The following is a 24,928-nucleotide window of genomic DNA, read 5'->3' as shown; positions in this document are numbered from 1 at the left end:
AATATAGAATCTTGTTTGCAAATATTTACATTTATTTGATTATTGAAGAATTTTTTCGCTTTTATCCCTTAAATACTCATTGCGCTTTGGTATAGACTCGTGACGTTATTATTATGCGTTGATTCGATCATTCGGTACGGATGACAAACCAGAGGGAAAGATGATGAAAAAGACTTGGGTCGCGTGCGCGGCAGGATTGCTGTTTGTGACCGGTGCGGCGAACGCCATCAGCGTGTCGGGCGAAGCCGGGCAGCACTACACCAACCTGGGCGTCGGCATGAGCACCGGCTCTTCAGGCCTGGGCCTGACCGGCAACTGGGCGCGCAGCGACCACGACGGCAACGTCGGCAGCGTGGGGTTGAACTTCGGTGTGCCGCTGGGGCCGTTGACGGCGACCGTGGGCGCCAAAGCGCTGTACCTCAGCCCGAAAGACGGGAAGAGCGGCGGGGCGGTGGCGCTGGGCGGCGGCCTGGAGTGGGAGATCAACCGCTACTTCAGCCTGCACGGCGAAGGTTACTTTGCGCCTGACTCTTTCACCAGCGGCGTGAAGGCCTATAACGAAGCCAGCGGCGGCCTGCGCTGGAAGTTCCGTCCGCTGAGCGTGGACGTGGGCTACCGTTACATGCAGATGGAAGGCAAAGACGGGCGTCGCGACAACACCCTGGCCGATGGCCCTTATGTCGGTGTCGGCCTGAGCTTCTAAGGCTGCGAAAAAAGGGGCCATTGCGGCCCCTTTCTCTCTATCATTTCTTGTCTTTCGGCGCTTACCCGACCGCCGGCAGCATGCCGCTGGCGATGCCCAGTTGAATGGCGATCACCGTTACCCCGCAGACAAACACCAACGCCAGCGCAGGGGTGCCGCCCCAGACGCGATATTGTGCCTGATGCTTTTGGCGAGTTTTCCACACCAGCAGCGAAGGCAACAGCAGCGCCAGCACCGACAGGGCGATGGCGGCGAATCCCAACGCCAGCACGAAGCCGCGCGGGTAGAACAGCGCAAAGGCCAGCGGCGGCAGGAAGGTGATGGCGCCGGTTTGCAGGCGGCCACGCACGTTGTCTTGCCGTTTGAACAGGTCGGCCAGGAAATCGAACAGCCCGAGCGCCACGCCGAGGAACGAGGTCGCCAGCGCCAGATCGGCGAACAGGTGCACCGCCAGTTCAACGTGCGGCGAAGCCACCGCATCGCGCACCGCCTGCAACAGGCCATTCAGCCCGGCCTGCTGAGCCAGGATGCCGACGAAGGTGTCGGAGCTGATGCTGCCCAACGTCGCCAGCTGCCAGAAGATATAGGCGATCAGTGGGATCGCGCTGCCGATGATAAACACCCAACGCAGTTTGCGAATGTTGCCGCCCATATAGTTGACGATGCTCGGCACGCTGCCGTGGAAGCCGAAAGAGGTGAAGATCACTGGAATGGCCGACAGCGCCAGGCCTTGCTCCAGCGGCAACGTCATCAGATTGGTCTGGTGGATATTCGGCAACATCAGGCCGAGCATCACCACCAGGAACACCACTTTCGCGCTGAACAGGATGCGGTTGAACAAGTCGACCGAGTGGGTGCCGATGCACACCACGCCGCCGGCCACCAGGGTGAACAGCAGGACGCCGAGCGACACCGGGAAGTCCTGCGACGTCCATTGGCTGATGCTGGTGGCGAGCAGTTCGCCGGCGCCGCTGATATAGGCGGCGGTGAGGGCGTACATCAGGAACATCATGCTAAAGCTGGTCAGCCACTGGCCGCCGCCGCCGAGATAACGTTTGGCGAGCGTGCCCAGACCGGTATCCGCCTGCTCATGCTGGTAAACCTCCACCAGTAACAGCGCGGTGTAACACATCAACAGCCACAGCCCGACCAGTAAGGCCAGCGTGACGCCGAAACCGACGCCGGCCGCCGCCAGCGGCATCGCCAGCATCCCGGCGCCAATGGTGGTGCCCGCCACGATAAAAACACTGCCAAGAGTGCGATTCTTCACGTTTTTTCTCTACCAGCCGAAAGATTTTGAAAATTATAGGTAACGATTTATGAGGATGGCAGGATAGTGGAAGCCCTAATTTGTGTCAAACCGACGTTACGCATGATGTACATTAATGTTTACATCTCGCAAGCCTGCATCGCACATGAGAAACGGACCCATGGCTGAAATTATCCGCAGGCGGCTAGTGAAAAGTTATTTACGGGCTTCTATAGTGGAATGACCAAAAAATGTGGGAGAGATCAATGTTAAGGGTGGAGATGCTCAGCACCGGCGATGAGGTGCTGCACGGGCAAATTATTGATACCAACGCCGCCTGGCTGGCGGACTACCTGTTCCAGCAGGGGCTGCCGATGAGCGGACGTGAAACGGTCGGAGACAGCCTCTCTGCGTTGATCGAGATCCTGCAGGAACGAAGCCATATCGCCGATGTGCTGATCGTCAACGGCGGCCTGGGGCCGACCAGCGACGATCTCAGCGCGCTGGCCGCGGCGAAAGCCTGTGGCGTAGAGCTGGTCGAACGGGCCGACTGGCTGGCGCGCATGGAAGCCTATTTCACCGAGCGTGGGCGGCCGATGGCTCCTTCCAATCGCAAGCAGGCGCAGATCCCGGCCAACGCGGAAATGCTGGATAACCCGGTGGGCACCGCCTGCGGTTTCGCATTGCAGCTGAACAAATGTCAGATGTTCTTCACTCCCGGTGTACCGTCGGAATTCAAAGTGATGGTCGAACAGCAGATCGTGCCGCGCCTGCGCCAGCGCTTCACCTTACCGGCGCCGCCGCTGTGCCTGCGCCTGACGACGTTCGGCACTTCCGAGAGCGATCTGGCCGCCGAGCTGGATGGCATGCCGCTGCCGCCGGAAGTGGTGCTGGGTTACCGCTCATCCAGCCCGATTATCGAACTGAAGCTGACCGGGCCGGAAAGCCGGCGTGCGGAAATGGAGCAGGCATGGCGGCGCGTGCGCGAAGTGGCGGGGGACAACTGCATTTTTGAAGGCACCGTCGGGTTGCCGGCGTTGTTGACGCAGCGGCTGAGTCAGCAAGGGCTGAAGCTGGCGTTGAGCGAGCAATTCAGCGGCGGGTTGATCAATCTGCAGCTGCAAAGCGAGGGTGCACCGCTGGCGGGGGGCGAGCTGCTGCCGGCGCACTGTATCGAAACGCTGGAAACGACGCTGGCCCGCGCCCGCTCGCTGGCGGAGTTGACCGGTGCGCCGTTGGCGTTGGCGGTCAGCGCCATGCGCGATGAGCAGGTGAGCATTGCGCTGCACACGCCGCGTGGCGGCATTGGCCAGACCGTGCGTTATCGCGCGTCGCGCCACGGCCTGCGGCTGCGTCAGGAGTCGGTGGCGATGCTGGCGCTGGATATGCTGCGCCGCTGGCTGAATGGGGGCCAGGCGTGCGGTAAAAACGCCTGGCTGGAGGTGGTGGAAATTATCGAGTGACGGTCATGGCGCCGAGTTGCCGGCGTCACGGCTTTGCTGCAGCCGTTCGGACGCCAGCCGTGACAGGCGAATCGCCGCGGCACCCCGCACGTGCAGTTCCAGACCGTAGTCCCTGAGCGCCTGCGCGGCGCTGCCGGCTTGCGCCAGATGCGTCGCCAGGCTGGCGGCGTCCGCCAGCGCGGTGTTGGCGCCAAGCCCGCCCGCTGGGCTCATGGCGTGCACGGCGTCGCCGAGAAAGGCGATGCGTTCGCTGTGCCATTCCGGCATTGCCGCCGTAACCTGCACCGTCCGCACGCTGAGCGACAGGGGATCCGCCAGCGCTAACGCCGTTTGCAAAGCGGGCGCCCATCCCTGCGAGATATGCCGTACATGCGCCTGCAGCGTTGCGCTTCCCTTCGCCCGTGTCGGCCCGCCGAGCCGTTCAGCCGATCCGATACAGGCCCAATAGAGATAATCGTCGACCGGCGTGAGGCGGCAATCGGGCGCGTAGTCGGCCGCCAGCTGCGCCATGGGCGCCTGAAAGCGCATCGGTTCAATCACCAGCGATACGCCGTCGGCGAAGATCACCGATACGCCGTTCAGCAGCTCAGGGGCCAATTGGGCCCGGGTTGCCGCATCGAGCGGTGTTTTGCCGTAGAGGGTGACCGCGCCGCTGTCTTCGGGCCCCGCCTCGGGCAGGCAGCGCCGCCGCACCAGCGAGTTGACGCCGTCGGCGGCGATCAGCACATCGACTCGCACTTGCTCGCCGTTGGCGAACTGTAGCTCCACGCCCTGCGGCGTTTGTGCAAATTCACGCAAGGTATGGCCGAAACGCACCCGGTCTTGCAGGCCGGCAAGCAGGATCTCGCGCAGCGTTTGGCGATGAATGCCGAGATCGCCGCTCGGTTCTTGCGTTTGGCGCTGGCTGGACGGCAACCAGTGCTCGGGGCGCCGGCCGGTGAGCGGGGCAAGCTGCGGATCCCATAGATTGCTCTCGCCGCTGTTTTGCGCGCTGCCGGCGCAGAGCAACCGGTAGTGCGCCGGCGGCAGGCAGGCGGCCAGCGCCTGCTGGCCAGACGGATCGATGCGCAGCCGGTAGCCCTGATCGCGCGCTTGCGGCGTGGTGTCGCGTTCAAACACCGTGGCGTGGATGCCGAAGCGGCTCAGCCCCTGAGCCAGACACAGACCGCCGGGCCCGGCGCCGATAATGCCAATGCTGGGTGTTGTCATCATGTTCCCTCGTGAGTCAGTGGCCACAAACGGGAGCGGCCGGAAGCATTTCATTATGTCGGCGCAGGAAAAGGTTGATATAACGGTATCTGGACTAAAAATAGTGATAAGTGGCCAATGTGAACGATAACCCTCACTTCACTGACGCTGACTGCAGCGAATGGCGGGCGGGCCCCTGGCTGATCGCCCTTGGCGGCCGCGACGCGGCAGGCCGGGAGTATCGGTTGGGCACGCGCGAATACGACTGGCATCAGCATGTGCGCGGGCAGTTGCTGTGCGTCGAAAGCGGCTTGTTGCATGTACGCACGGCGCAGGGCGATTGGGTGCTTCCGCCTCAGCGGGCGGGTTGGATCCCACCGGCGACGGAGCACCGGGTGCAGGTCTGCGGCGCACTGAGCGGCTGGAGTTTGCTGCTGGCGCCGGAGGCCTGCCACGATCTGTCGAATGTACCCTGCGTCATCGGCATTAGCGCCGTGCTGCAGGCGCTGGCTCAGCGAGCAGAAGGCTGGGACAAGCGCAGCGCGCTCACCCTGGAGCAGGATCGCATGGCGCAGGTGATGCGGGACGAGATACGTTTGGCGCCGACGGAACCACTGCATTTGCCGATGTCGTCCCATCCGCGCCTGGCCGGCGTTCTGCAGGCCTTGCTGGCGCAGCCGGGGAGCGAGCGTTCGCTGGAGGCGTGGGCTGAATGGGGGGCGATGTCGCCGCGTACCCTGCGGCGGCTGATGATCGGCGAGACGGGGTTGAGTTTTGCACAGTGGCGCCAGCAGGCCCGGTTGTCGTATGCGTTAGCGAAGCTGGCCGAAGGCGAGACGGTGCTGCAGATAGCGGAAACGCTGGGGTATGCCTCGCCGAGTAATTTTATCGCCATGTTTCGCAAAGCCTTTGGCGATTCTCCGGCACGTTATTTTTCCGCATCGGCGGGAAAGGGGCGCTAAGCGAAATACTTTGAGGATAGTTATATATCCCTAATTAATCATAAGGTTATAGGGGATATTCGCGGCGAGAGAATGCTGTTACTCTCTTGACGGGTGCTTGAGACTGTTCGTCTTGGGCATTGTGTGACAAGGCGGATAGATGAAAGCCCCAAACTGACTCTCAATCAGAATGGGGCTGCCCTAACGCCTAGACACCGTTATGGTAGCCCCTTCACAGCAAGGAGGCAAGCATGCGCTTAAGGCATGTGTTTCACTCGCTAACCGTTGTATGTATTACGGTTTTGTTATTTATCTGGATGATAAGAGACTCGCTGTGCGAGCTGAAAATCTACCAGGAAAATATCACTATCCTGATCAGGTTGGCGTGTGAGGTGAAGCGGTAATCATAGGGCGGGGGCAACCCCGCCTTCTGGTCTCCAGGCGCGGTTTCCGGCACCCGACTTTACATTTCCAGCTCGATATCCGTCAGCGGCATGCAGCAGCAGGGCAGGATCTCGCCGGCGTTGATAAACGCCAGCGGCTGCTGGCGGTAGGTCACTTCACCTTTCACCAGCTTCAGGCGGCAGGCACCGCAATAGCCGGATCGGCACTGATACTCCACCTGCACGTCGTGCAGTTCCAGCACGTCGAGCAGACAGTTTTCACTGTTGGGGCAGGAGAGCTGCGTGCCGGCGGCGCGCAGCGTTACGATTGGCGTCGCCATCGCTTACAGTTCGAAGTCGCTCAGGTCGTCGGCGTTGATCTCCGAGTCGATCTGGCCAACCAGGTAGGAGCTCACTTCCACTTCCTGCGGCGCTACCTGCACGTTGTCGGACACCAACCAGGCATTGATCCATGGGATCGGGTTGGAGCGGGTTTCGAACGGCAGACCAAGGCCGACCGCCTGCATGCGGATATTGGTGATGTATTCCACATACTGGCACAGGATGTCTTTGTTCAGGCCAATCATCGAGCCGTCGCGGAACAGGTATTCCGCCCACTCTTTCTCCTGCTGGGCGGCCAGCACGAACAGATCGTAGCACTGCTGTTGACATTCCTCGGCGATCTCCGCCATTTCCGGATCGTCGGCGCCGGAACGCATCAGGTTCAGCATGTGCTGGGTGCCGGTCAGGTGCAGCGCTTCGTCGCGGGCGATCAGCTTGATGATCTTGGCGTTGCCTTCCATCAGTTCGCGCTCGGCGAACGCGAAGGAGCAGGCAAAGCTGACGTAGAAGCGGATCGCTTCCAGCGCGTTCACGCTCATCAGGCACAGGTACAGCTGCTTCTTCAGCGCGCGCAGATTGACGGTGACGGTTTTACCGTTCACCTGGTGGGTGCCTTCACCCAGCAGGTGATAGTAGCTGGTCATCTCGATCAGATCGTCGTAGTAGCCGGAAATGTCTTTCGCGCGCTTCTTGATCTCTTCGTTGGTGACGATATCGTCGAACACCAGCGCCGGATCGTTGACGATGTTGCGGATGATGTGAGTGTAGGAACGGGAGTGGATGGTCTCGGAGAACGACCAGGTTTCCACCCAGGTTTCCAACTCAGGGATCGAGATCAGCGGCAGCAGGGCGACGTTCGGGCTGCGGCCCTGGATGGAGTCCAGCAGCGTCTGATATTTCAGGTTGCTGATGAAGATGTGCTTCTCGTGCTCCGGCAGCGCCTGGTAATCGATACGGTCGCGGGAAACGTCAACTTCTTCCGGGCGCCAGAAGAAGGAGAGCTGTTTTTCGATCAGCTTTTCGAAGATTTCATGCTTTTGCTGGTCGAAACGCGCAACGTTTACCGACTGGCCGAAGAACATCGGCTCTTGCAGCTGGTCGTTTTTGGTCTGAGAAAAAGTGGTGTAAGCCATAAGCCTGAATCCATCGTAACGTGGCTAAATGAAGGGGCCGGAAAATTCCGGCCCGCTAGGTCAAACTTTAGATCTTGCAGGCGCCGCTTTCGCAGTCGTCATCGCCGGCCTTGGCAGGCTGCAAATCTTCCTGGGCGTCTTCCGCACCGTCGCGGGTGTTTTGGTAGTACAGCGTTTTCACGCCGAACTTGTAGGTGGTGAGCAGGTCTTTCAACAGCTGCTTCATCGGCACCTTGCCGCCCGGGAAGCGGGTCGGATCGTAGTTGGTGTTGGCCGAGATCGATTGGTCGATGAATTTCTGCATCAGCCCAACCAGCTGCAGATAGCCGTCGTTGCTCGGCATTTCCCACAGCAGCTCGTAGTTGTCTTTCAGACGCTCATACTCCGGCACCACCTGGCGCAGGATGCCGTCTTTCGACGCCTTGATGCTGATGTGGCCGCGCGGCGGCTCGATGCCGTTGGTGGCGTTGGAAATCTGCGAAGAGGTTTCCGATGGCATCAGGGCGGACAGCGTCGAGTTGCGCAGGCCGGTTTCCTGGATCTCTTTACGCAGGGTTTCCCAGTCGTAGTGCAGCGGCTCGCTGCAGATCGCATCCAGGTCTTTCTTGTAGGTGTCGATCGGCAGGATGCCCTGCGAATAAGTGGTTTCGTTGAACCACGGGCAAGCGCCTTGTTCCTGAGCCAGACGGTTGGAGGCTTTCAGCAGGTAGTACTGAATGGCTTCGAACGTTTTGTGGGTCAGGTTGTTGGCGCTGCTGTCGGAATAGCGTACGCCGTTCTTCGCCAGGTAATAAGCGAAGTTGATGACGCCGATGCCCAGGGTGCGGCGACCCATCGCGCCACGGTGCGCAGCCTTGATCGGGTAATCCTGATAATCCAGCAGGGCGTCCAGCGAACGTACCGCCAGGGTCGCCAGCTCTTCCAGATCGTCCAGGCTGTCGATCGCGCCCAGGTTGAAGGCGGACAGGGTACACAGCGCGATCTCGCCGTTTTCGTCGTTGACGTCTTCCAGCGGCTTGGTCGGCAGGGCGATTTCCAGGCACAGGTTGGACTGACGCACCGGCGCGATCTGCGGATCGAACGGGCTGTGGGTGTTGCAGTGGTCGACGTTCTGGATGTAGATACGGCCGGTAGAGGCACGTTCTTGCATCATCAGCGAGAACAGCTCAACCGCTTTCACGCGTTTCTGGCGAATGCTGTCATCTTTCTCGTACTGGGTGTACAGGCGCTCGAATTCGTCCTGATCGGCGAAGAACGCGTCGTACAGCCCCGGCACGTCGGACGGGCTGAACAGGGTGATGTCTTCGCCCTTGATCAGACGCTGGTACATCAGGCGGTTCAACTGCACGCCGTAGTCCATGTGACGCACGCGGTTGCCTTCAACGCCACGGTTGTTTTTCAACACCAGCAGGCTTTCTACTTCCAGGTGCCACATCGGGTAGAACAGCGTTGCCGCGCCACCGCGCACGCCGCCCTGTGAGCAGGATTTGACGGCGGTCTGGAAGTGTTTGTAGAACGGAATGCAGCCAGTATGGAAGGCTTCACCGCCACGGATCGGGCTGCCCAGCGCGCGGATGCGGCCGGCGTTGATGCCGATGCCGGCGCGCTGCGAAACGTATTTCACAATGGCGCTGGAGGTGGCGTTGATGGAGTCCAGGCTGTCGCCGCACTCGATCAGCACGCAGGAGCTGAACTGGCGGGTTGGGGTGCGCACGCCGGACATGATCGGCGTAGGCAGCGAAATCTTGAAGGTGGAAATCGCATCGTAGAAACGTTTGACGTAGTCCAGACGGGTTTCACGCGGGTAGTTGGAGAACAGGCACGCAGACACCAGCAAATACAGGAACTGGGCGCTTTCGTAGATTTCGCCGCTGACGCGGTTCTGCACCAGGTATTTGCCTTCCAGCTGCTTGACGGCGGCATAAGAGAAGTTCATGTCGCGCCAATGATCGATAAAGGAATCCATCTGCTCGAACTCTTCAGCGCTGTAGTCTTCCAGCAGATGCTTATCGTATTTGCCCATCTCGACCATGCGAGTGACGTGGGCGTGCAGCTTCGGTGGCTCAAACTGGCCGTAAGCCTTTTTACGCAGGTGGAAGATCGCCAGGCGAGCGGCCAGGTACTGATAGTCCGGCGCATCGCGGGAGATCAGGTCAGCTGCGGCCTTGATGATGGTTTCGTGAATGTCGGCGGTTTTGATGCCGTCATAAAACTGAATGTGTGAACGCAACTCTACTTGAGAAACCGAGACGTTGTGTAATCCCTCAGCGGCCCAATCGATGACCCGGTGGATTTTGTCGAGATTGATGCGCTCTTTACGGCCATCGCGTTTAGTTACAAGCAGACTTTGGTTCATGTGGTGTTTTACCTGTCCGTATGGTGCCCCTAAGCAGAAGTGTAGTCGCTCTGCTCAGTATGTAAACACTATATATAGGGGTTGTATGTCGGTGAGGTAACAAGATAGTGAGAAAAAACGGCGTTTGCAAGTGAACAAAACCGGCCTAATTTGTGGATAACTTGGGGGTGAAATGCCACTTGCCGTTCGCAGTGCGCGCCGTGACTGGCGCGACAAGCTTGTCAATAAGCACGATCAGATTTTACTGAAAAACTGAAAAAACCGATCGTTTGGCGCTTTATTAAACGTTAGAAAAAAACGGCATATTGATCTGATTTAATATTCTAAAAAACTGTCTACAACCGCTATTTTGATCGAAGTCGCGGAAATTAGGTATTTTTCCTAATACCGCGTTGGCGCCGCCCCCCGGTAATGCAGGGCCGGCGCGGTTTACCGTGCTTAACCTTCGTGCTGGGTGTGCACCATGTAGTTCACGTCAACGTTGCGCCCAAGCTTGAAATGATCGGTGATCGGGTTGTAATGCAGGCCGATCATGTGCTTTTCGCGCAGCGGCGTGCCGTCGACCCAGCCGATCAGTTCGGACGGGCGAATAAACTTCTTATGATCGTGGGTGCCCTGCGGCACCATCTTCAGTACGTACTCGGCGCCGATCACCGCCATCAGCCAGGCTTTGGTATTGCGGTTAATCGTTGAAAAGAACACGTGACCGCCCGGTTTCACCAGATGGGCGCAGGCGCGCACCACCGAGGCCGGATCGGGCACGTGCTCCAGCATCTCCATACAGGTGACCACGTCGTAGCGCTGCGGATTGGCCTGAGCGTGGCTTTCTACGGTTTCCTGCACATAGGTGACGTCCATGCCGCTTTCCAACGCGTGCAGCAGGGCGACCTGCAGCGGCTCTGCGCCCATGTCCAGGCCGGTCACTTTGGCGCCTTCGCGCGCCATGCTTTCCGCCAGAATGCCCCCGCCGCAGCCCACGTCGAGCACCTGCTTGTCAAAGATGCCGCCGGCGCGCTGCATGATGTAGTTCAGGCGCAGCGGGTTGATGCGGTGCAGCGGTTTGAACTCGCCTTCCAGATCCCACCAGCGGGAGGCGACAGCCTCGAACTTGGCGATTTCCTGGTGGTCAACGTTTTGCACTCGGCTGGATGATTCTGCGTTCATGGGCTGGTCTGGCTCCTTGTTCTCGTTGCGCGGATTATACATGTTCCGGCGCGGCATCGTCTGCGCCGATGCGTTTTTAGCGCACTTATCTGCACAATTTCCGTGAAACAGCGGCGGTTATTTTCCCGTAAAGCGTGCTTTGTGATATAGTTTTACACCTTTGCCACTATGGCAGCGGGCAGATGAATCATTAGTAGAGGGATAGCAGCTCCATGAGCGACCTTGCCAGAGAAATCACACCGGTAAACATCGAAGACGAGTTGAAAAACTCGTATCTGGACTATGCGATGTCCGTTATTGTCGGACGTGCGCTGCCAGATGTTCGTGATGGACTGAAGCCGGTTCACCGCCGCGTTCTGTACGCGATGAGCGTATTGGGTAACGACTGGAATAAACCATACAAGAAATCGGCCCGTGTCGTCGGGGACGTGATCGGTAAATATCACCCGCACGGTGACAGCGCGGTTTACGACACTATCGTGCGTATGGCTCAGCCGTTTTCACTGCGCTACATGCTGGTGGACGGTCAGGGTAACTTCGGTTCCGTCGACGGCGACTCCGCCGCGGCGATGCGTTATACCGAAGTGCGCATGTCCAAAATTGCTCACGAACTGTTGGCGGATCTGGAAAAAGAAACCGTCGACTTCGTGCCTAACTATGATGGCACCGAGCAGATCCCGGCCGTCATGCCGACCAAGATCCCGAACCTGCTGGTCAACGGCTCATCGGGCATCGCCGTGGGCATGGCCACCAATATCCCGCCGCACAACCTGGCGGAAGTCGTCAACGGCTGCCTGGCCTATATCGACGATGAAAACATCAGCATCGAAGGGCTGATGGAACATATTCCGGGGCCAGACTTCCCGACGGCGGCGATCATCAACGGCCGCCGCGGTATTGAAGAGGCCTACCGCACCGGGCGCGGCAAAATCTACCTGCGCGCGCGCGCGGAAGTGGAAGCCGACGCCAAGACCGGGCGCGAAACCATCATCGTTCACGAGATCCCGTATCAGGTGAACAAGGCGCGTCTGATCGAGAAGATCGCCGAGCTGGTCAAAGAAAAACGCGTGGAAGGCATCAGCGCGCTGCGCGACGAGTCCGATAAAGACGGCATGCGCATCGTCATCGAAGTCAAACGCGATGCGGTCGGCGAAGTTGTGCTGAATAACCTGTATGCGCTGACACAACTGCAGGTCACCTTCGGCATCAACATGGTTGCGCTGCATCAGGGGCAGCCTAAACTGCTGAACCTGAAAGACATCCTCGAAGCCTTCGTGCGCCACCGCCGCGAAGTGGTCACCCGCCGCACCATCTTCGAACTGCGCAAAGCCCGCGATCGCGCCCATATCCTGGAAGCGCTGGCTATCGCGCTCGCCAACATCGATCCGATCATCGAGCTGATTCGCCGTGCGCCGACCCCGGCGGAAGCGAAAGTCGCACTGGTAGCTCAGCCGTGGGATCTGGGCAACGTCAGCGCCATGTTGGAACGCGCCGGTGACGACGCCGCCCGCCCTGAGTGGCTGGAGCCGGAGTTCGGCATCCGCGACGGCAAGTACTACCTGACCGAGCAGCAGGCTCAGGCGATTCTGGATCTGCGTTTGCAGAAACTGACCGGCCTGGAGCACGAAAAGCTGCTGGAAGAATATAAAGAGCTGCTCAACTTCATCGCCGAGCTGATCTTTATTCTGGAAAGCCCAGAGCGCCTGATGGAAGTGATCCGCGAAGAGCTGGTGGCGGTCAAAGAGCTGTACAACGACGGCCGTCGCACCGAGATCACCGCCAATACTTCCGACATCAACATCGAAGACCTGATCAACCAGGAAGACGTGGTGGTGACCCTGTCTCACCAGGGCTACGTGAAGTATCAGCCGCTGTCCGACTATGAAGCCCAGCGCCGCGGCGGCAAAGGCAAGTCCGCCGCGCGTATTAAAGAAGAAGACTTTATCGATCGCCTGCTGGTGGCCAACACCCACGATACGATCCTGTGCTTCTCCAGCCGTGGCCGCCTGTACTGGATGAAGGTGTACCAACTGCCTGAAGCCAGCCGTGGCGCGCGCGGTCGTCCAATCGTCAACCTGCTGCCGCTGGAAGCCGATGAGCGTATCACCGCCATCCTGCCGGTACGCGAGTATGAAGAAGGGCGCCACGTGTTCATGGCCACCGCCAGCGGTACCGTGAAGAAAACCGCGCTGACCGAGTTCAGCCGTCCGCGCAGCGCCGGCATCATCGCCGTCAACCTCAACGAGGGCGACGAGCTGATCGGTGTCGATCTGACCGACGGCAGCAACGAAGTGATGCTGTTCTCCGCCAACGGTAAAGTGGTGCGCTTCCCGGAAGCGCAGGTGCGTTCGATGGGCCGTACCGCGACCGGCGTGCGCGGCATCAACCTCGGCGAAGGCGACAGCGTGATCTCACTGATCGTGCCGCGCGGCGAAGGCGACATTCTGACCGTCACGCAAAACGGCTTCGGTAAACGTACCGCCGTGACCGAGTATCCGACCAAGTCACGCGCCACCCAAGGGGTTATCTCCATCAAGGTGAGCGAGCGTAATGGCCAGGTGGTTGGCGCCGTGCAGGTGGAAACCAGCGATCAGATCATGATGATCACCGATGCCGGCACGCTGGTGCGCACCCGTGTTTCGGAAGTCAGCGTGGTGGGCCGTAACACCCAGGGCGTGACGCTGATCCGCACGGCGGAAGACGAAAACGTCGTCGGTCTGCAGCGCGTGGCCGAACCGGTGGAAGACGAAGAGCTGGATAGCCTGGAACCGGGCGTGGAAGCGGTGGAAGAAGACACCACGCCGCTGGACGATGGCGACGACGCGGCTGAGCCGATGGACGACGACAACGTTTAAAGCAAGGTGAGGGCGTCGGCATGCCGACACCGTAATGCACTGAGACAAAAGGGCCTGGCAGCGATGCTAGGCCCTTTTTCAGTTATATGGTTTAATTGGCGCACCGAGCCGCCGGCCGCCGTGCCGGCGATAGCGTGCGCCGCCACTGACTTTCGTATGGTATCCGATTGAAATACTTAGCCTCTTTTCGAACTACGCTGAAGATATCCCGCTATCTGTTCCGGGTGCTGGCGATTTTGCTGTGGTCGTTGGGAGCGCTGCTCACCACCTTTTATATTCTGAATATCCTGCATCAGAAAGAATCGGACATCCGGCAGGAGTACAACCTCAATTTCGACCAGGCACAGGGCTATATCCGCCATTCCGCCGACATCATCCGCGACATCAAGTATATGGCGGAGAACCGCCTCAACGGGTCAGTCAGCAGCCTGGACATGTTCAGCGGCGTGTTTCCCGGCAAGGGCAGCCCGCCGCAATTCTTTCCGCTGTACCCGGAGTCCAACTGTGCGCTGAGCACCACCTACCGCAGTTCGCTCGATTCACTGAGCGGCCTGATCCAGTATTGGAAAGAGAACTTCGTAGCGGCCTACGATCTCAACCGGGTGTTCTTCATCGGCGGCGATAGCCTGTGTATGGCAGAATTCGGCGGCGGCAATGCGAGTGCCAATCGGGAAAATGTGCTGAAGTCACTGCACGAGCGCATTCTGAAATACCGCAACGCCAAGAATCAGGACAAAGACAACAACCTGTATTGGATCAGCCCCAGCGCGCAGCGGCCGGACGTCGGTTATCTGTATGTACTGACGCCGATCTATATCGGCAACAAGCTGGAGGCGTTGTTGGGCATCGAACAAACCGTTCGGTTGGAGGATTTCGTTACCGCCGGCAACCTGCCGATCGGCGTCACGCTGCTGGATGAGAACAACGAGCCGGTGCTGCGTCTGGCGGACGGCGATCGTTATGCCGCCTCACTTAACAGCTATCCCGTAGAGCACGCGTACTTCGGCTATGTCGACAATTACCGCGACCTGATTCTGAAGAAAGCGCTGCCACCTTCTTCGCTGAGCATCGTCTATGCACTGCCGGTGAAAAGCGTGGTGGAACGCTTCAAAATGCTGATCCTCAACGCGCTGTTGCTGAACCTGTTGTCAGCCATCGTGCTGTTCACGCTGGCGTGGCTGTTTGAGCGCAAGATGTTCCTGCCGGCGGAGGACAACGCGTTTCGCCTGGAAGAGCACGAGCAGTTCAACCGCAAGATCGTCGCCTCGGCGCCGGTGGGTATCTGTATCCTGCGCATCAGCGACGGTACCAATATCCTGAGTAACGAACTGGCGCATAACTACATCAACCTGTTGACCCACGAAGATCGCGATCGCATTACGCGCATCATTTGCGAACAGCAGGCGAATTTCGTCGATGTGATGACCAGCAACAACAACAACCTGCAGATCAGCTTTGTTCACTCGCGCTACCGTAACGAAGAGGTGGCGATTTGCGTGCTGGTGGACGTCAGCGCGCGCGTGAAGATGGAAGAGTCGTTGCAGGAGATGGCGGCGGCGGCGGAGCAGGCCAGCCAGTCCAAATCGATGTTCCTGGCTACCGTCAGCCATGAGCTGCGCACGCCGCTGTACGGCATTATCGGCAACCTCGATCTGTTGCAAACCAAGGCGTTGCCGCAAGGGGTCGATCGGCTGGTCAATGCGATGAACAACTCTTCCGGCCTGCTGCTGAAAATCATCAGCGATATTCTCGACTTCTCCAAAATCGAGTCCGAGCAGTTGAAGATCGAACCGCGCGAGTTCTCCTGCCTGGAGGTGATCACCCATATCGCCGGCAACTATTTGCCGCTGGTGGTCAAGAAACGTCTGGGGCTGTACTGCTTTATCGAACAGAACGTGCCGGAGCGCATCTTCGGCGATCCGGTGCGGTTACAGCAGGTGCTCTCCAATTTGGTGAACAACGCCATCAAGTTCACCGATACCGGCTGTATCGTGCTGCAGGTCTGCACCCGCGGCAGCTACCTGGAGTTCAGCGTGCGCGATACCGGCGTCGGTATTCCGGAGAAAGAGGTCTCGCGCCTGTTCGACCCGTTCTTCCAGGTGGGGACCGGTGTTCAGCGCCACTTCCAGGGAACCGGTTTGGGGCTGGCGATCTGCGAAAAATTGGTCAACCTGATGGACGGCGATGTCTCTGTCGAGTCCGAACCGGGGTTGGGCAGCTTGTTCAGCATTCGCATTCCGCTGTTCAACGCCCAGTTCCCGATCCCGCAGGCCAGCGATACCTGGCAGGGCCGGCGGCTGTGGCTGGATATCCGCAATCAGCGGCTGGAAAGCTACCTGATGGCGATCCTGGGCGGTTACGGCGCCGATATCCAACGCTATGACGGGCAGGAGACCGCTGCCGGTGAGGTGCTGCTCAGCGATTACCCGCTGATGCTGGACACGCCGCTGCTGGCTCAGATCCAATTCTCCACCGAGCATATCGGCCCGTCGCAGGAAACCCGGCCAGGCTATTGGATGCACAGCACCTCCACGCCGCGTGAAACGTTGACCTTGCTCAACCGGTTGTTTGGCGTCGGCGGCGGCGCGGCAGAGGGGCTGGTGCAGCTGCCGGTGCCCGCCAAGGCCAGCGCGGCGGACAACGGCGATATTCATCTGCTGGTGGTCGACGATCATCCGATCAACCGTCGCCTGTTGTCCGATCAGCTGGGGTCGCTGGGGTATCAGGTGGTGACCGCCAACGACGGCGTCGACGCGCTCGGCGTACTGAAACAGCATCACGTCGATATTGTGCTGACCGACGTCAATATGCCGAACATGGACGGTTATCGCCTGACGCAGGAACTGCGACAGATGCAGTTCAGCTCGCCGGTAATCGGCGTGACGGCGAACGCGCTGGCGGAAGAGAAGCAGCGCTGTCTCGAGGCGGGCATGGATAATTGCCTGTCGAAACCGGTTACGCTGGAGACGCTGGAACAGACGCTGGCTTACTACAGTCAACAGGTGCGCTACAGCCGCAGCGAGGCCTGAAAAGCAAACAGGCACGGCGGATGCCGTGCCTGTTTGGCGTTCACCTGCCGTGAGGCGGGTTTTAGTCTTTGTCCAACGGCGTCATGCTGACGGACGAGAGATAGTTGAGCAGGGCGATGTCGTTCTCGACGCCCAGCTTCATCATCGCCGATTTTTTCTGGCTGCTGATGGTTTTGATGCTGCGGTTGAGCTTTTTAGCGATTTCGGTCACCAGGAAACCTTCGGCGAACAGACGCAGCACTTCGCTTTCTTTCGGCGACAGGCGTTTGTCGCCATAGCCGCTGGCGCTGATTTTTTCCAGCAGTTTAGAGACGCTTTCCGGCGTGAACTTCTTGCCTTTCTGCAGGGCGGCCAGCGCCTTCGGCAGATCGGTCGGCGCGCCTTGTTTCAGCACGATGCCTTCGATATCCAGATCCAATACCGCGCTCAGGATCGCCGGGTTGTTGTTCATGGTCAGCACGATGATCGACAACTGCGGATAGTGACGCTTGATGTACTTAATCAGCGTGATGCCGTCGCCATACTTGTCACCCGGCATCGACAGATCGGTGATCAGCACGTTGGCGTCCAGCTTGGACAGATTGTTGATCAGTGCGGTTGAGTCTTCGAACTCCCCAACGACATTCACCCATTCAATTTGCTCAAGTGACTTCCGGATGCCAAACAGTACGATAGGATGGTCATCAGCAATAATTACGTTCAGGTTATTCATGTTGTTGGCTACCTTGCTTCAGCAGTCTGCTGACGAAAAAATCAATCTGACTGATGTTATTCTCGATCTCGGGCGCATCACCTTCTGCGATGCGCTGTTCTAACGATTCGCACAGCTGCTTGCCGGGAAGCAGATTTAACATGGCAAACACGCCTTTCAGGCGGTGTGCGGTTTGTGACAGCGCATTGAAATCACTGCTGCCCGCCTCAGTATACAGTTTTTTGACATCGTCGGGTACTGTATCGACAAACAGCCCATAGTAATCACTTGATTTCAATTGTTTTTCATAGAGTTGGATATCTTCTGAACTCAATGAAAGCGGGCTTTCTTCCTGTTCCAGCGCGGCCATTTGCTGTTCGATCAGCATCAGCACGGCGTCGATTAATGCGCCGTTCAGGTTGTAGTTCACCCGAATGTAGCGTTTATCCAGCGCTTGCCAACCCGGCTCATCGGTCGCCAGCAGCAGGGTGTAGTCATCGGCCCGCTGCGGGTTATCCGTCAGCAGCACGTCATAATCGCGATTGACCGCGCGATCTTCGGCGACGAGACAGTCGGCGCCGTAGGCCTGCAACAGGCGGGTCACGATGCCGCGCACTTCATCCGACGTGACGTCCAGCAGGGCGGTGACGCCGTCGAGCAGCTTTTCCTGCTCCTGCGGTTCTTTTTTCTCCATCTCCATGGCGACGCGAATGGTGTAGCGAGTGCCGATATCCACCTTGCTGCGAATATCCAACTGGCCGTTGAGCTTCTTGCACAGCTGATTGCACAGGAAGAAGGTGAGGCCGGAACCGTGGTTGAAGCGGTCCACCAGCGTCTGGCTGAGGAACGGATAGTTGAGGTTGCTGATCTCTTCGTTGGAGATGCCGGAGCCGGTGTCGTTGATTTGGAAAATCAGGCGGTCAGGGTGCTCGGGCTCATGGTCGATGACCAGAGAAATCTTGCCGCAGGCGGTAGTGATAATGGCGTAATGCACCAGCAACGAGATCACCTTGCGCAGCGCGTTGGCGTCGCCGATATAGTTCTGCTCGACGTCCAGCTGGAAATGCTTGAACAGCGCCAGCCCCTTTTGATTGAGGGCAGGCAGGGCCTCCAGCAGTAACTCGTCGATCAGCGCCGTTGGGTTGAACGGCTCGCGTGTGGGTTGCCAGTCCTGGGTTTCCAGCCGGGTCAGCAGGGTGATGTTATCGATCAACTCCAGTACCGAAGCCGACGCCGTCGTCAGCTGGCCCAGCAGCGCCTGCTGTTGTTCCTCATCCGGCCGGTTGTGCAGGCGGTCGACCAGATCGTGCATCTGACGTACCGGCTGATTCAGCTCGATGCCCAGATTGTGCAGCATCAGTTTGCGCGCCTGAACGTTTTTGTCGTATTCGCGCCGCGCCTGCTGCAGCCGCTTGTTCACCATCACCTCTTTATCCTGATCGTTCATCAGGAACAGGTAGGTGTCCGGTGAGAGCTGGCTGCGGAAAATGCGAATTTCATACACCTCGTTGTTGACCGTCGCCTGGATCACTCCGTGATGCTGTTCGGCCATATGGGCGATCTTTTGCAGGCTGAGATGCGGCAGCAGGTGTTCGGCGATTTTGTTGCTGGCGATCACCGTATTGTTGGCGAAGCTGTAGACCAGCAGGCCGGAGGGCAGGCTGGAGACGATCTCCCGATTCAGCGCGCGCTCGGCCTCCAGTTCCACTGCCATGTTTTCGCTCGGGCGAATGTACTGGCGGCGGATAAAGTAGATGCTCAGCATCGACAGCGCCAGCAGCAGCAAGTTGACTGCGATCAGCCAGATGTTGTTGCGCAGCAGATCGATGGCCAGATTGATAGCCGAAACGCGATACACCACCTTCAGCGGCGCATTGGGCAGGGCGGCGCTGAACTCCACCCAGCCCCCGCTCATCGTTGCATGGGTACCGAGGACGGTTTCCGACGGGATGGTGCTGTCGTCGAGATCGACATCATCCGGCAGCAGCAGGAAATTGGCGCGGGCCAGATTGGCCGGAATGATGTCGTTGATCGGCAAATCAAAGGCGATCACCGTCGCCAGATGCCCCGGCTGATTAAAGGTGGTGCGAATCGAAAACGAATAGGCGTTCTGGAAGCGTTGCTTGCGCAGATCGGAAAAGCTCTCGCGTTCGTCGAGCATATTGGCCTGCTGCAGCATCTCGGCGCGGCGTTCGTCCGCCGAGGTGGTCAGGTAGCTTTCCCGAAAGCGTGAAGCCAGCTCTTTGAGCGGCTGGGTAGTGATCAGGCTGAGGCTGTTGTCCTGACCATTGAGGTAATACATGGCGTAGTTCTCGGTCTTGGCGCCCCAGCGGGTATCCAGGTAGTCCGAGATGTTGGCGATCATCGCCAGCGTGTTCTCGTCATGGCTGCCGAAGATCACCGCGTCGGTTTTCTTGTGCGGTTTCTCGACATAATAGACGTCGGGCCGCAGGCGGGTTTCCTGCAAACCAGGATCGACATTCTGCGCCGGCGCATTGCCGAATTTGTCATAGACCTGATAGGTCATATAGCGGTAGGTATCGATACGCTTTTGCAGCGAACCGGCGATGCTATTGAGCGTGTACTTCTTTTCCGCCAGCCAGGCATTGGTGTAGTTGTAGCCATACAGACCGATGCCGATCGTCAGCAGCACGATAAACAGCAGGAAGCAGCGGGTAATGTTGCTGGAGCTTATGGTCAGTTGTTTATTTTGCATAGTGGCTGCGCATTCCTGAATCAGCGAGTGACGGCCCTGGCGCTGGCGGTCACCGCCAACAGCAGAGCGGCTACGCAGGCGAAGGCCACCGTCAGGTTGGAAAACTGAGCGATGAAGCCGATCAGCGCCGGGCCGGCCAGAATACCGGCATAGCCGACGGTGGTGACGGAAGCGATCGCCAAATTGGCCGGCATGTCGCGCTGGTTGCCTGCGGCGCTGAACAGGATCGGCACGACGTTCGAGGCGCCGAGGCCGACCAACATGAAACCGGCCAGCGAAACGGTGGCGTGATTGAAGGCGATGGCCAGACCCAGGCCGAAAGCGGCACACAGGCTGCCCAGCAGCAGCACCCGGTAGCGGCCCAGCGAGTTCACCACCCGATCGCCATTGAGGCGGCCGAGCGTCATGGTGATGGAAAACAGCGCATAGCCCAGACCGGCCTGGCTGTGTTCGACACCGCGCAACGTGGTGAGGAACAGCGCGCTCCAGTCGAGCATCGATCCTTCCGCCAGAAACATGATAAAGCACAGAATGCCGATGAACATCACCCAACCGCGCGGCAAGACGAACATCGGCCCGCCGTCGTCGGCGCCGCTCTCACGCAGCAGATGGCGGCTGGCAAGCGCCAGCAGGACTATCACCGCCAGCACGGTGAGCAGGGTGGATTGCAGCGGTGTCAGCCCCAACCACAGCAACGCGCTGACGCCGCCGGCGCCGGCAATGCCGCCGATGCTGAAGAAACCGTGAAAGCCGGACATCATCGCCTTGCCGCTGGCGCGTTCGACGATCACCGCCTGAACGTTCATCGCTACGTCGATCATGCCGATTGCCGCACCGAATAGCAGCAGCGCCACGGCCATGCCGCCGAGGGAATCCATCAGTGCCAACAGCGGCAGATCAATACACAATCCCAGACCCGCCATCAGGATCACCGCGCGGCAGCCCAGTTTGCCGGTCAGGAAACCGGTCAGCGGCATCGCCAGCATGGAGCCGGCGCCGATACAGAGCAGCAACAGGCCGAGCGAACCGTCATCGATACCGATGCGCGCTTTGGCGAAGGGGACCAGCGGCGCCCAGGCGGCCATGCCGAGACCGGCGACGAAAAAGGCCAGACGGGTGGCGATCTGTTGAGGAATGCCGGGCGTTTGCTGTTCATTGCACAAGGTAGCTGTCATGTAAGCGTCAGGATCTTGGGTCAAAAGAATGGTGAAAGTTACTGACAGTTTTTATCACAATCCGCGATCCGGATCGAAAATATTCGCGCCTGACATGTCCCTGGCACCGCCTCTGCGCACCAGCCACAGCGCGATAGCTTGGACAATATACTCCTTTTGCTGCTCGTTCAGTGCGACGCCTTGCGGTATGCCGTGCCACTTTTCCAGACAGCTGCGGCAGCAGGTAGCGGTGGCATGCTGGGCGACGAACACCGGGTGGCCGCGCATCGGTGTTTGCTTGCCGTCATTCTTAGGATGGGCGGCGGCCAGGCGGCGGTCGATAAAATCGCGGGCATGGCTGAGTATCAGCGGCAATCCCTTGCCGTCGAGATAAGTTTGGTCTTTGGCATTTAAACGGAAGCGAGCGCGGAAGGGGGAGGTTTGTAGCCGCCGCCACAGCACGTCGGGTTGAAAGGGCATCATGAATTTTACTCGCTGGAGGTGCACTTTTTCCAGGTTATCAGAATTGAAACTCTGCGGCTAATTGTGCCTGCGGCGGGAAATAATCGATGGGATAAAGCACGAAATGAAAAGTAATTTCAATTTGTAGACTAAAATAAGGGAAAAGATTAGCAATTAGTGCGAAAGTAAATTAATGAAACTATATCATTAGGTTATTTATTTGCGTGCTATTTGTACGAGTCGGAATTGTGAGGAGAGTATGGAGAAAAATAAAAAACCGGCCAGAAGCCGGTTAAAGGAGTGCAGAAATTATCCTCGGATCTCGGATAATGAAGGTAATAATGAAAATAATGATGATAGCGAGGTGATTATAGCGGCTGCGTGCGGACGGCGTTTTGGCACAATGTGCTTATTGTCTGGCTCAATTGTATGGTTGGCTTTTTTTTCTTAAAGATATGTATAACTACATGATTTTTTATCAATTAATCTATTCTTTGTCTTTAAGTGCTTTATTTTGTTTGTCTGTAATGTTTTGTGAAAGTTCGCGCGTATTTACATTTGGAAACCTTTATTAATTACACTGAAACACTATCGGATACTTGGTATCATTTTCTTTCTGGATTAATATAACCCTTGTTACCAGAATGGTAATGCACAGTCGTGCTAATAATGCTCGAAAAGGGCAGTGGCCGTAGCTCGACATAATTAACGAGGATAATAACGATGAAACTTCGAGTACTCTCTCTGATGGTACCCGCACTGCTGGTTGCAGGCACAGCAGGCGCGGCGGAAATCTACAACAAAGACGGTAATAAACTGGATTTGTACGGTAAAGTCGACGGTCTTCACTATTTCTCCAGCAACAACGGCGTGGACGGCGATCAGTCTTATATGCGTTTTGGCCTGCGCGGCGAAACGCAAATCAGCGATCAGCTGACCGGTTACGGCCAGTGGGAATATCAGGCGAACCTGAATCACGCTGAAAGCCAGGACAACAAGAACTTCACCCGTTACGGCTTCGCCGGTCTGAAATTCGGCGACTATGGCTCCTTCGACTACGGCCGTAACACCGGCGTGCTGTACGACGTCGCGGCGTATACCGACTTGCAGCCTGAGTTCGACGGTATGACCTACGGCGCCGACCAGTTCATGTTCCAGCGCTCCAGCGGCCTGGCGACCTACCGTAACAACGACTTCTTCGGTCTGGTTGACGGCTTGAACTTCGCCCTGCAGTACCAGGGTAAAAACGGCAACGGCGAAGAGACCAACAACGGTCGTGACGTTCTGGGTCAAAACGGCGAAGGCTACGGTATGTCCATGAGCTATGACATGGGCTACGGCATCAGCGCCGCAGGTGCCTTCTTCAACTCGCGTCGCACCAGCGAGCAGAACGGCGGTAACGGTCACCAGAACATCATGGGTCGCGGCGACAAGGCCGAAGGGTACTCCGGCGGTCTGAAATATGACGCCAACGACGTCTACCTGGCGGTGATGTTCACCCAGTCCTACAATGCGGCGCGTTTCGGTAGTTCTGACAGCAGCGTTTATGGCTACGCCAACAAGGCGCAGAGCTTCGAAGCCTACGCGCACTACCAGTTCGACTTCGGTCTGCGTCCGTTCGTGGGTTATAACCAGACCAAAGGTAAAGACCTGGGCCGCGCCGGCAACGGCAAGGACTACGGCGATCAAGATCTGGTCAAATTCGTCGACCTGGGTGCGACCTACTTCTTCAACAAAAACATGTCCACCTATGTTGATTACAAAATCAACCTGGTGGACAACAACGACTTCACCGACGCTGCCGGTATCAACACCGACAACGTGGTTGCCGTGGGCCTGGTTTACCAGTTCTAAGCACCTCAGTGTGAACGTCATCGCGCGGCCTTCGGGCCGCGTTTTTTTTGCCTGTAAGCCGGTAAAAAAGCACGGATTGATCCGCTATCGGCACGGGAAGTACCGTGGTTTTCCTCCTCTAAGCCTACGCTGTCAGTACAGAAAAAGAGGGGGATGATATGGAACTCAAGATCGACAAGGTGATCGAAACGGTGCTGTACGTCAGCGATATTGAACGCGCGGACGCTTTTTACCGGGAGGTGCTGAAACTGCCGGCGATGGTCGCTAACGAACGGTTTCGCGCCTATAACGTCGGCGATCGAAGCGTACTGTTGCTGTTTATCGAGGGCGACTCGCTGCGCGGGGCGCACTATCCTACCGGGTTTATTCCTGCGCACGATGGCGTGGGGCCGGCGCATATCGGGCTGGCGGTGGCGAAAGCGCAACTGCCACACTGGGAACGGCATCTGACGGCCAACGGCGTGGAGATTGAGGGGCGGATGCGCTGGGAACACGGCGGGGAGAGTATTTATTTTCGCGATCCCGACGCCCACCTGTTAGAACTGGTGACGCCGGGCATCTGGGCCAATTACTGATCGAACCCGCCTTGTGCCAGCAACGCCAGAGCGGCATTCAGCACCTGCAGCGCCGCCTGCGGTTGCCGCTCTATCTGCACTCTGACGATGGCGCCGTCGATCAGCATCGCCAGCATTGCTGCCTGCTGTTCCTGCTGTGGGCCGGCGGGCAGGTGACGTGCCAGTTCCTCCGCCATTTGCCGCTTATGCCGGCTGGCGATGTGCAGGCTTTCCGGCAGCAGATCGGCGATTTCCACCGCCGTATTGATAAACGCGCAGCCGCGAAAACGCGGATCGTCGAACCATTCCGCCAGGCAGGGCGCCAGCGCCGGCAGTAACCCGCCGCTCTGTGCCACATGTCGATCCAACGCTGTACTGAACCAGGTGAGCCACTGCTGATGGCGATAGGTCAAAAACGCCGTAATTAAATCATTCTTGCTGGGAAAGTGGCGGTAGAAGGTCACCTTGGTCACGCCCGATTCTTTGATGATGCGATCGATACCGGTGGCGCGGATCCCTTCTTGATAAAACAGATCGTGCGCCGTCAGCAGGATGCGCTGGCGGGCGGGTAAGGCGTTGAGATCGGCGGTCATCATTTTCTCCCAGGCTATTTCCGAGTGATTGTAGACAACTCTGTCTACATACGCTAGCGTAATGACGTAGACAGAGTTGTCTACACGCCTTCACTCAG

Annotated in this window: 19 protein-coding genes; 8 read left to right on the top strand and 11 right to left on the bottom strand. The window is 58.2% G+C overall.

Going from position 1 to position 24,928, the window contains the following annotated elements; all coding sequences use genetic code 11:
- The first annotated feature begins 163 nt into the window (after nt 1-163).
- A complete protein-coding gene (locus tag ACSJLU_RS17025; RefSeq protein ID WP_038876374.1) occupies nt 164-703 on the top strand; it encodes a YfaZ family outer membrane protein in 540 nt (179 codons plus the stop codon).
- Nucleotides 704-764: 61 nt separating this feature from the next.
- Here ACSJLU_RS17025 and tyrP read toward each other — a convergent pair whose 3' ends face one another.
- Complete coding sequence (gene tyrP, locus ACSJLU_RS17020) at nt 765-1,973, bottom strand: tyrosine transporter TyrP (RefSeq protein ID WP_004935940.1); 1,209 nt, start codon at nt 1,971-1,973, stop codon at nt 765-767.
- Nucleotides 1,974-2,218: 245 nt separating this feature from the next.
- Here tyrP and ACSJLU_RS17015 point away from each other — a divergent pair, with 245 nt between their 5' ends.
- The gene (locus ACSJLU_RS17015) at nt 2,219-3,415 is read left to right on the top strand and encodes a nicotinamide mononucleotide deamidase-related protein YfaY (RefSeq protein WP_043136517.1); all 1,197 of its coding nucleotides are present in this window, start codon (nt 2,219-2,221) and stop codon (nt 3,413-3,415) included.
- Nucleotides 3,416-3,418: 3 nt separating this feature from the next.
- Here the strand turns inward: ACSJLU_RS17015 and ACSJLU_RS17010 are convergent, their stop codons facing one another.
- Entirely contained in the window at nt 3,419-4,627 is a 1,209-nt protein-coding gene (locus ACSJLU_RS17010) for an FAD-dependent oxidoreductase (RefSeq protein ID WP_230203399.1), read from the bottom strand.
- A gap of 116 nt (nt 4,628-4,743) precedes the next feature.
- Here ACSJLU_RS17010 and ACSJLU_RS17005 point away from each other — a divergent pair, with 116 nt between their 5' ends.
- Nucleotides 4,744-5,565, top strand: coding sequence for an AraC family transcriptional regulator (locus ACSJLU_RS17005; protein WP_043136550.1), 822 nt, complete (start codon nt 4,744-4,746; stop codon nt 5,563-5,565).
- Between the two features lie 230 nt (nt 5,566-5,795).
- Entirely contained in the window at nt 5,796-5,948 is a 153-nt protein-coding gene (locus tag ACSJLU_RS17000; RefSeq protein ID WP_004935921.1) for a Hok/Gef family protein, read from the top strand.
- 59 nt (nt 5,949-6,007) lie between these two features.
- Here the strand turns inward: ACSJLU_RS17000 and yfaE are convergent, their stop codons facing one another.
- The 4 genes from yfaE to ubiG form a co-directional block, all read right to left on the bottom strand.
- Nucleotides 6,008-6,268 (bottom strand): class I ribonucleotide reductase maintenance protein YfaE, encoded by a 261-nt coding sequence (gene yfaE / locus ACSJLU_RS16995; protein ID WP_025303642.1) that lies wholly within the window; start codon nt 6,266-6,268, stop codon nt 6,008-6,010.
- Between the two features lie 3 nt (nt 6,269-6,271).
- Nucleotides 6,272-7,402: a class Ia ribonucleoside-diphosphate reductase subunit beta gene (gene nrdB, locus ACSJLU_RS16990; RefSeq protein WP_019453694.1), complete on the bottom strand. Its 1,131-nt coding sequence runs from the start codon at nt 7,400-7,402 to the stop codon at nt 6,272-6,274.
- A 67-nt stretch (nt 7,403-7,469) separates the two neighbouring features.
- Complete coding sequence (nrdA, locus tag ACSJLU_RS16985; protein WP_380824531.1) at nt 7,470-9,758, bottom strand: class 1a ribonucleoside-diphosphate reductase subunit alpha; 2,289 nt, start codon at nt 9,756-9,758, stop codon at nt 7,470-7,472.
- 438 nt (nt 9,759-10,196) lie between these two features.
- A complete protein-coding gene (gene ubiG / locus ACSJLU_RS16980) occupies nt 10,197-10,922 on the bottom strand; it encodes a bifunctional 2-polyprenyl-6-hydroxyphenol methylase/3-demethylubiquinol 3-O-methyltransferase UbiG (RefSeq protein ID WP_197835710.1) in 726 nt (241 codons plus the stop codon).
- Nucleotides 10,923-11,134: 212 nt separating this feature from the next.
- Here ubiG and gyrA point away from each other — a divergent pair, with 212 nt between their 5' ends.
- Both gyrA and rcsC read left to right on the top strand, forming a co-directional pair.
- A complete protein-coding gene (gene gyrA, locus ACSJLU_RS16975; protein WP_197828249.1) occupies nt 11,135-13,777 on the top strand; it encodes a DNA topoisomerase (ATP-hydrolyzing) subunit A in 2,643 nt (880 codons plus the stop codon).
- A gap of 167 nt (nt 13,778-13,944) precedes the next feature.
- Nucleotides 13,945-16,806 (top strand): two-component system sensor histidine kinase RcsC, encoded by a 2,862-nt coding sequence (gene rcsC / locus ACSJLU_RS16970; protein ID WP_089181144.1) that lies wholly within the window; start codon nt 13,945-13,947, stop codon nt 16,804-16,806.
- 61 nt (nt 16,807-16,867) lie between these two features.
- On the opposite strand, the gene rcsB is transcribed toward rcsC, so the two are convergent.
- From rcsB to ACSJLU_RS16950, 4 genes are read right to left on the bottom strand one after another with little or no spacing between them, the layout of a single operon-like run.
- Entirely contained in the window at nt 16,868-17,518 is a 651-nt protein-coding gene (rcsB, locus tag ACSJLU_RS16965) for a response regulator transcription factor RcsB (protein ID WP_004935900.1), read from the bottom strand.
- Nucleotides 17,511-20,213 (bottom strand): phosphotransferase RcsD, encoded by a 2,703-nt coding sequence (gene rcsD, locus ACSJLU_RS16960; RefSeq protein ID WP_049207299.1) that lies wholly within the window; start codon nt 20,211-20,213, stop codon nt 17,511-17,513. The genes rcsB and rcsD overlap by 8 nt, the downstream gene beginning before the upstream one ends.
- Before the next feature lie 20 nt (nt 20,214-20,233).
- Entirely contained in the window at nt 20,234-21,388 is a 1,155-nt protein-coding gene (locus tag ACSJLU_RS16955) for an MFS transporter (RefSeq protein ID WP_025303636.1), read from the bottom strand.
- Nucleotides 21,389-21,442: 54 nt separating this feature from the next.
- The gene (locus ACSJLU_RS16950) at nt 21,443-21,850 is read right to left on the bottom strand and encodes a DUF4186 domain-containing protein (RefSeq protein WP_025303635.1); all 408 of its coding nucleotides are present in this window, start codon (nt 21,848-21,850) and stop codon (nt 21,443-21,445) included.
- Nucleotides 21,851-22,552: 702 nt separating this feature from the next.
- Between ACSJLU_RS16950 and ompC the strand changes: the two genes are divergently transcribed.
- Complete coding sequence (gene ompC / locus ACSJLU_RS16945; protein ID WP_025303634.1) at nt 22,553-23,683, top strand: porin OmpC; 1,131 nt, start codon at nt 22,553-22,555, stop codon at nt 23,681-23,683.
- Nucleotides 23,684-23,841: 158 nt separating this feature from the next.
- Nucleotides 23,842-24,258: a VOC family protein gene (locus tag ACSJLU_RS16940; protein WP_025303633.1), complete on the top strand. Its 417-nt coding sequence runs from the start codon at nt 23,842-23,844 to the stop codon at nt 24,256-24,258.
- Here the strand turns inward: ACSJLU_RS16940 and ACSJLU_RS16935 are convergent.
- Nucleotides 24,252-24,830 carry a TetR/AcrR family transcriptional regulator gene (locus ACSJLU_RS16935; RefSeq protein WP_025303632.1) on the bottom strand — a complete coding sequence of 193 codons (579 nt, stop codon included), beginning with the start codon at nt 24,828-24,830 and terminating at the stop codon, nt 24,252-24,254. The two genes, ACSJLU_RS16940 and ACSJLU_RS16935, sit on opposite strands and share 7 nt — an antisense overlap.
- Nucleotides 24,831-24,928: the final 98 nt, after the last annotated feature.

The sequence above is a fragment of the Serratia bockelmannii genome (assembly GCF_051803255.1).
Taxonomy (GTDB): domain Bacteria; phylum Pseudomonadota; class Gammaproteobacteria; order Enterobacterales; family Enterobacteriaceae; genus Serratia; species Serratia bockelmannii.
Note: the sequence above shows the minus strand (reverse complement) of the source record. Positions and strands in the feature narration are given on the sequence as shown.

What these genes read in the sequence shown, in the direction of transcription:
- ACSJLU_RS16940 (WP_025303633.1), top strand. Translation starts at nt 23,842, where the DNA reads ATGGAACTCAAGATCGACAAGGTGATCGAAACGGTGCTGTACGTCAGC.
- ACSJLU_RS16935 (WP_025303632.1), bottom strand. Translation starts at nt 24,830, where the DNA reads ATGACCGCCGATCTCAACGCCTTACCCGCCCGCCAGCGCATCCTGCTG.
- rcsD (WP_049207299.1), bottom strand. Translation starts at nt 20,213, where the DNA reads ATGCAAAATAAACAACTGACCATAAGCTCCAGCAACATTACCCGCTGC.
- ACSJLU_RS16950 (WP_025303635.1), bottom strand. Translation starts at nt 21,850, where the DNA reads ATGATGCCCTTTCAACCCGACGTGCTGTGGCGGCGGCTACAAACCTCC.
- gyrA (WP_197828249.1), top strand. Translation starts at nt 11,135, where the DNA reads ATGAGCGACCTTGCCAGAGAAATCACACCGGTAAACATCGAAGACGAG.
- ompC (WP_025303634.1), top strand. Translation starts at nt 22,553, where the DNA reads ATGAAACTTCGAGTACTCTCTCTGATGGTACCCGCACTGCTGGTTGCA.
- ACSJLU_RS16955 (WP_025303636.1), bottom strand. Translation starts at nt 21,388, where the DNA reads ATGACAGCTACCTTGTGCAATGAACAGCAAACGCCCGGCATTCCTCAA.
- ubiG (WP_197835710.1), bottom strand. Translation starts at nt 10,922, where the DNA reads ATGAACGCAGAATCATCCAGCCGAGTGCAAAACGTTGACCACCAGGAA.
- nrdA (WP_380824531.1), bottom strand. Translation starts at nt 9,758, where the DNA reads ATGAACCAAAGTCTGCTTGTAACTAAACGCGATGGCCGTAAAGAGCGC.
- ACSJLU_RS17000 (WP_004935921.1), top strand. Translation starts at nt 5,796, where the DNA reads ATGCGCTTAAGGCATGTGTTTCACTCGCTAACCGTTGTATGTATTACG.
- nrdB (WP_019453694.1), bottom strand. Translation starts at nt 7,402, where the DNA reads ATGGCTTACACCACTTTTTCTCAGACCAAAAACGACCAGCTGCAAGAG.
- rcsB (WP_004935900.1), bottom strand. Translation starts at nt 17,518, where the DNA reads ATGAATAACCTGAACGTAATTATTGCTGATGACCATCCTATCGTACTG.
- ACSJLU_RS17025 (WP_038876374.1), top strand. Translation starts at nt 164, where the DNA reads ATGAAAAAGACTTGGGTCGCGTGCGCGGCAGGATTGCTGTTTGTGACC.
- yfaE (WP_025303642.1), bottom strand. Translation starts at nt 6,268, where the DNA reads ATGGCGACGCCAATCGTAACGCTGCGCGCCGCCGGCACGCAGCTCTCC.
- ACSJLU_RS17015 (WP_043136517.1), top strand. Translation starts at nt 2,219, where the DNA reads ATGTTAAGGGTGGAGATGCTCAGCACCGGCGATGAGGTGCTGCACGGG.
- ACSJLU_RS17010 (WP_230203399.1), bottom strand. Translation starts at nt 4,627, where the DNA reads ATGATGACAACACCCAGCATTGGCATTATCGGCGCCGGGCCCGGCGGT.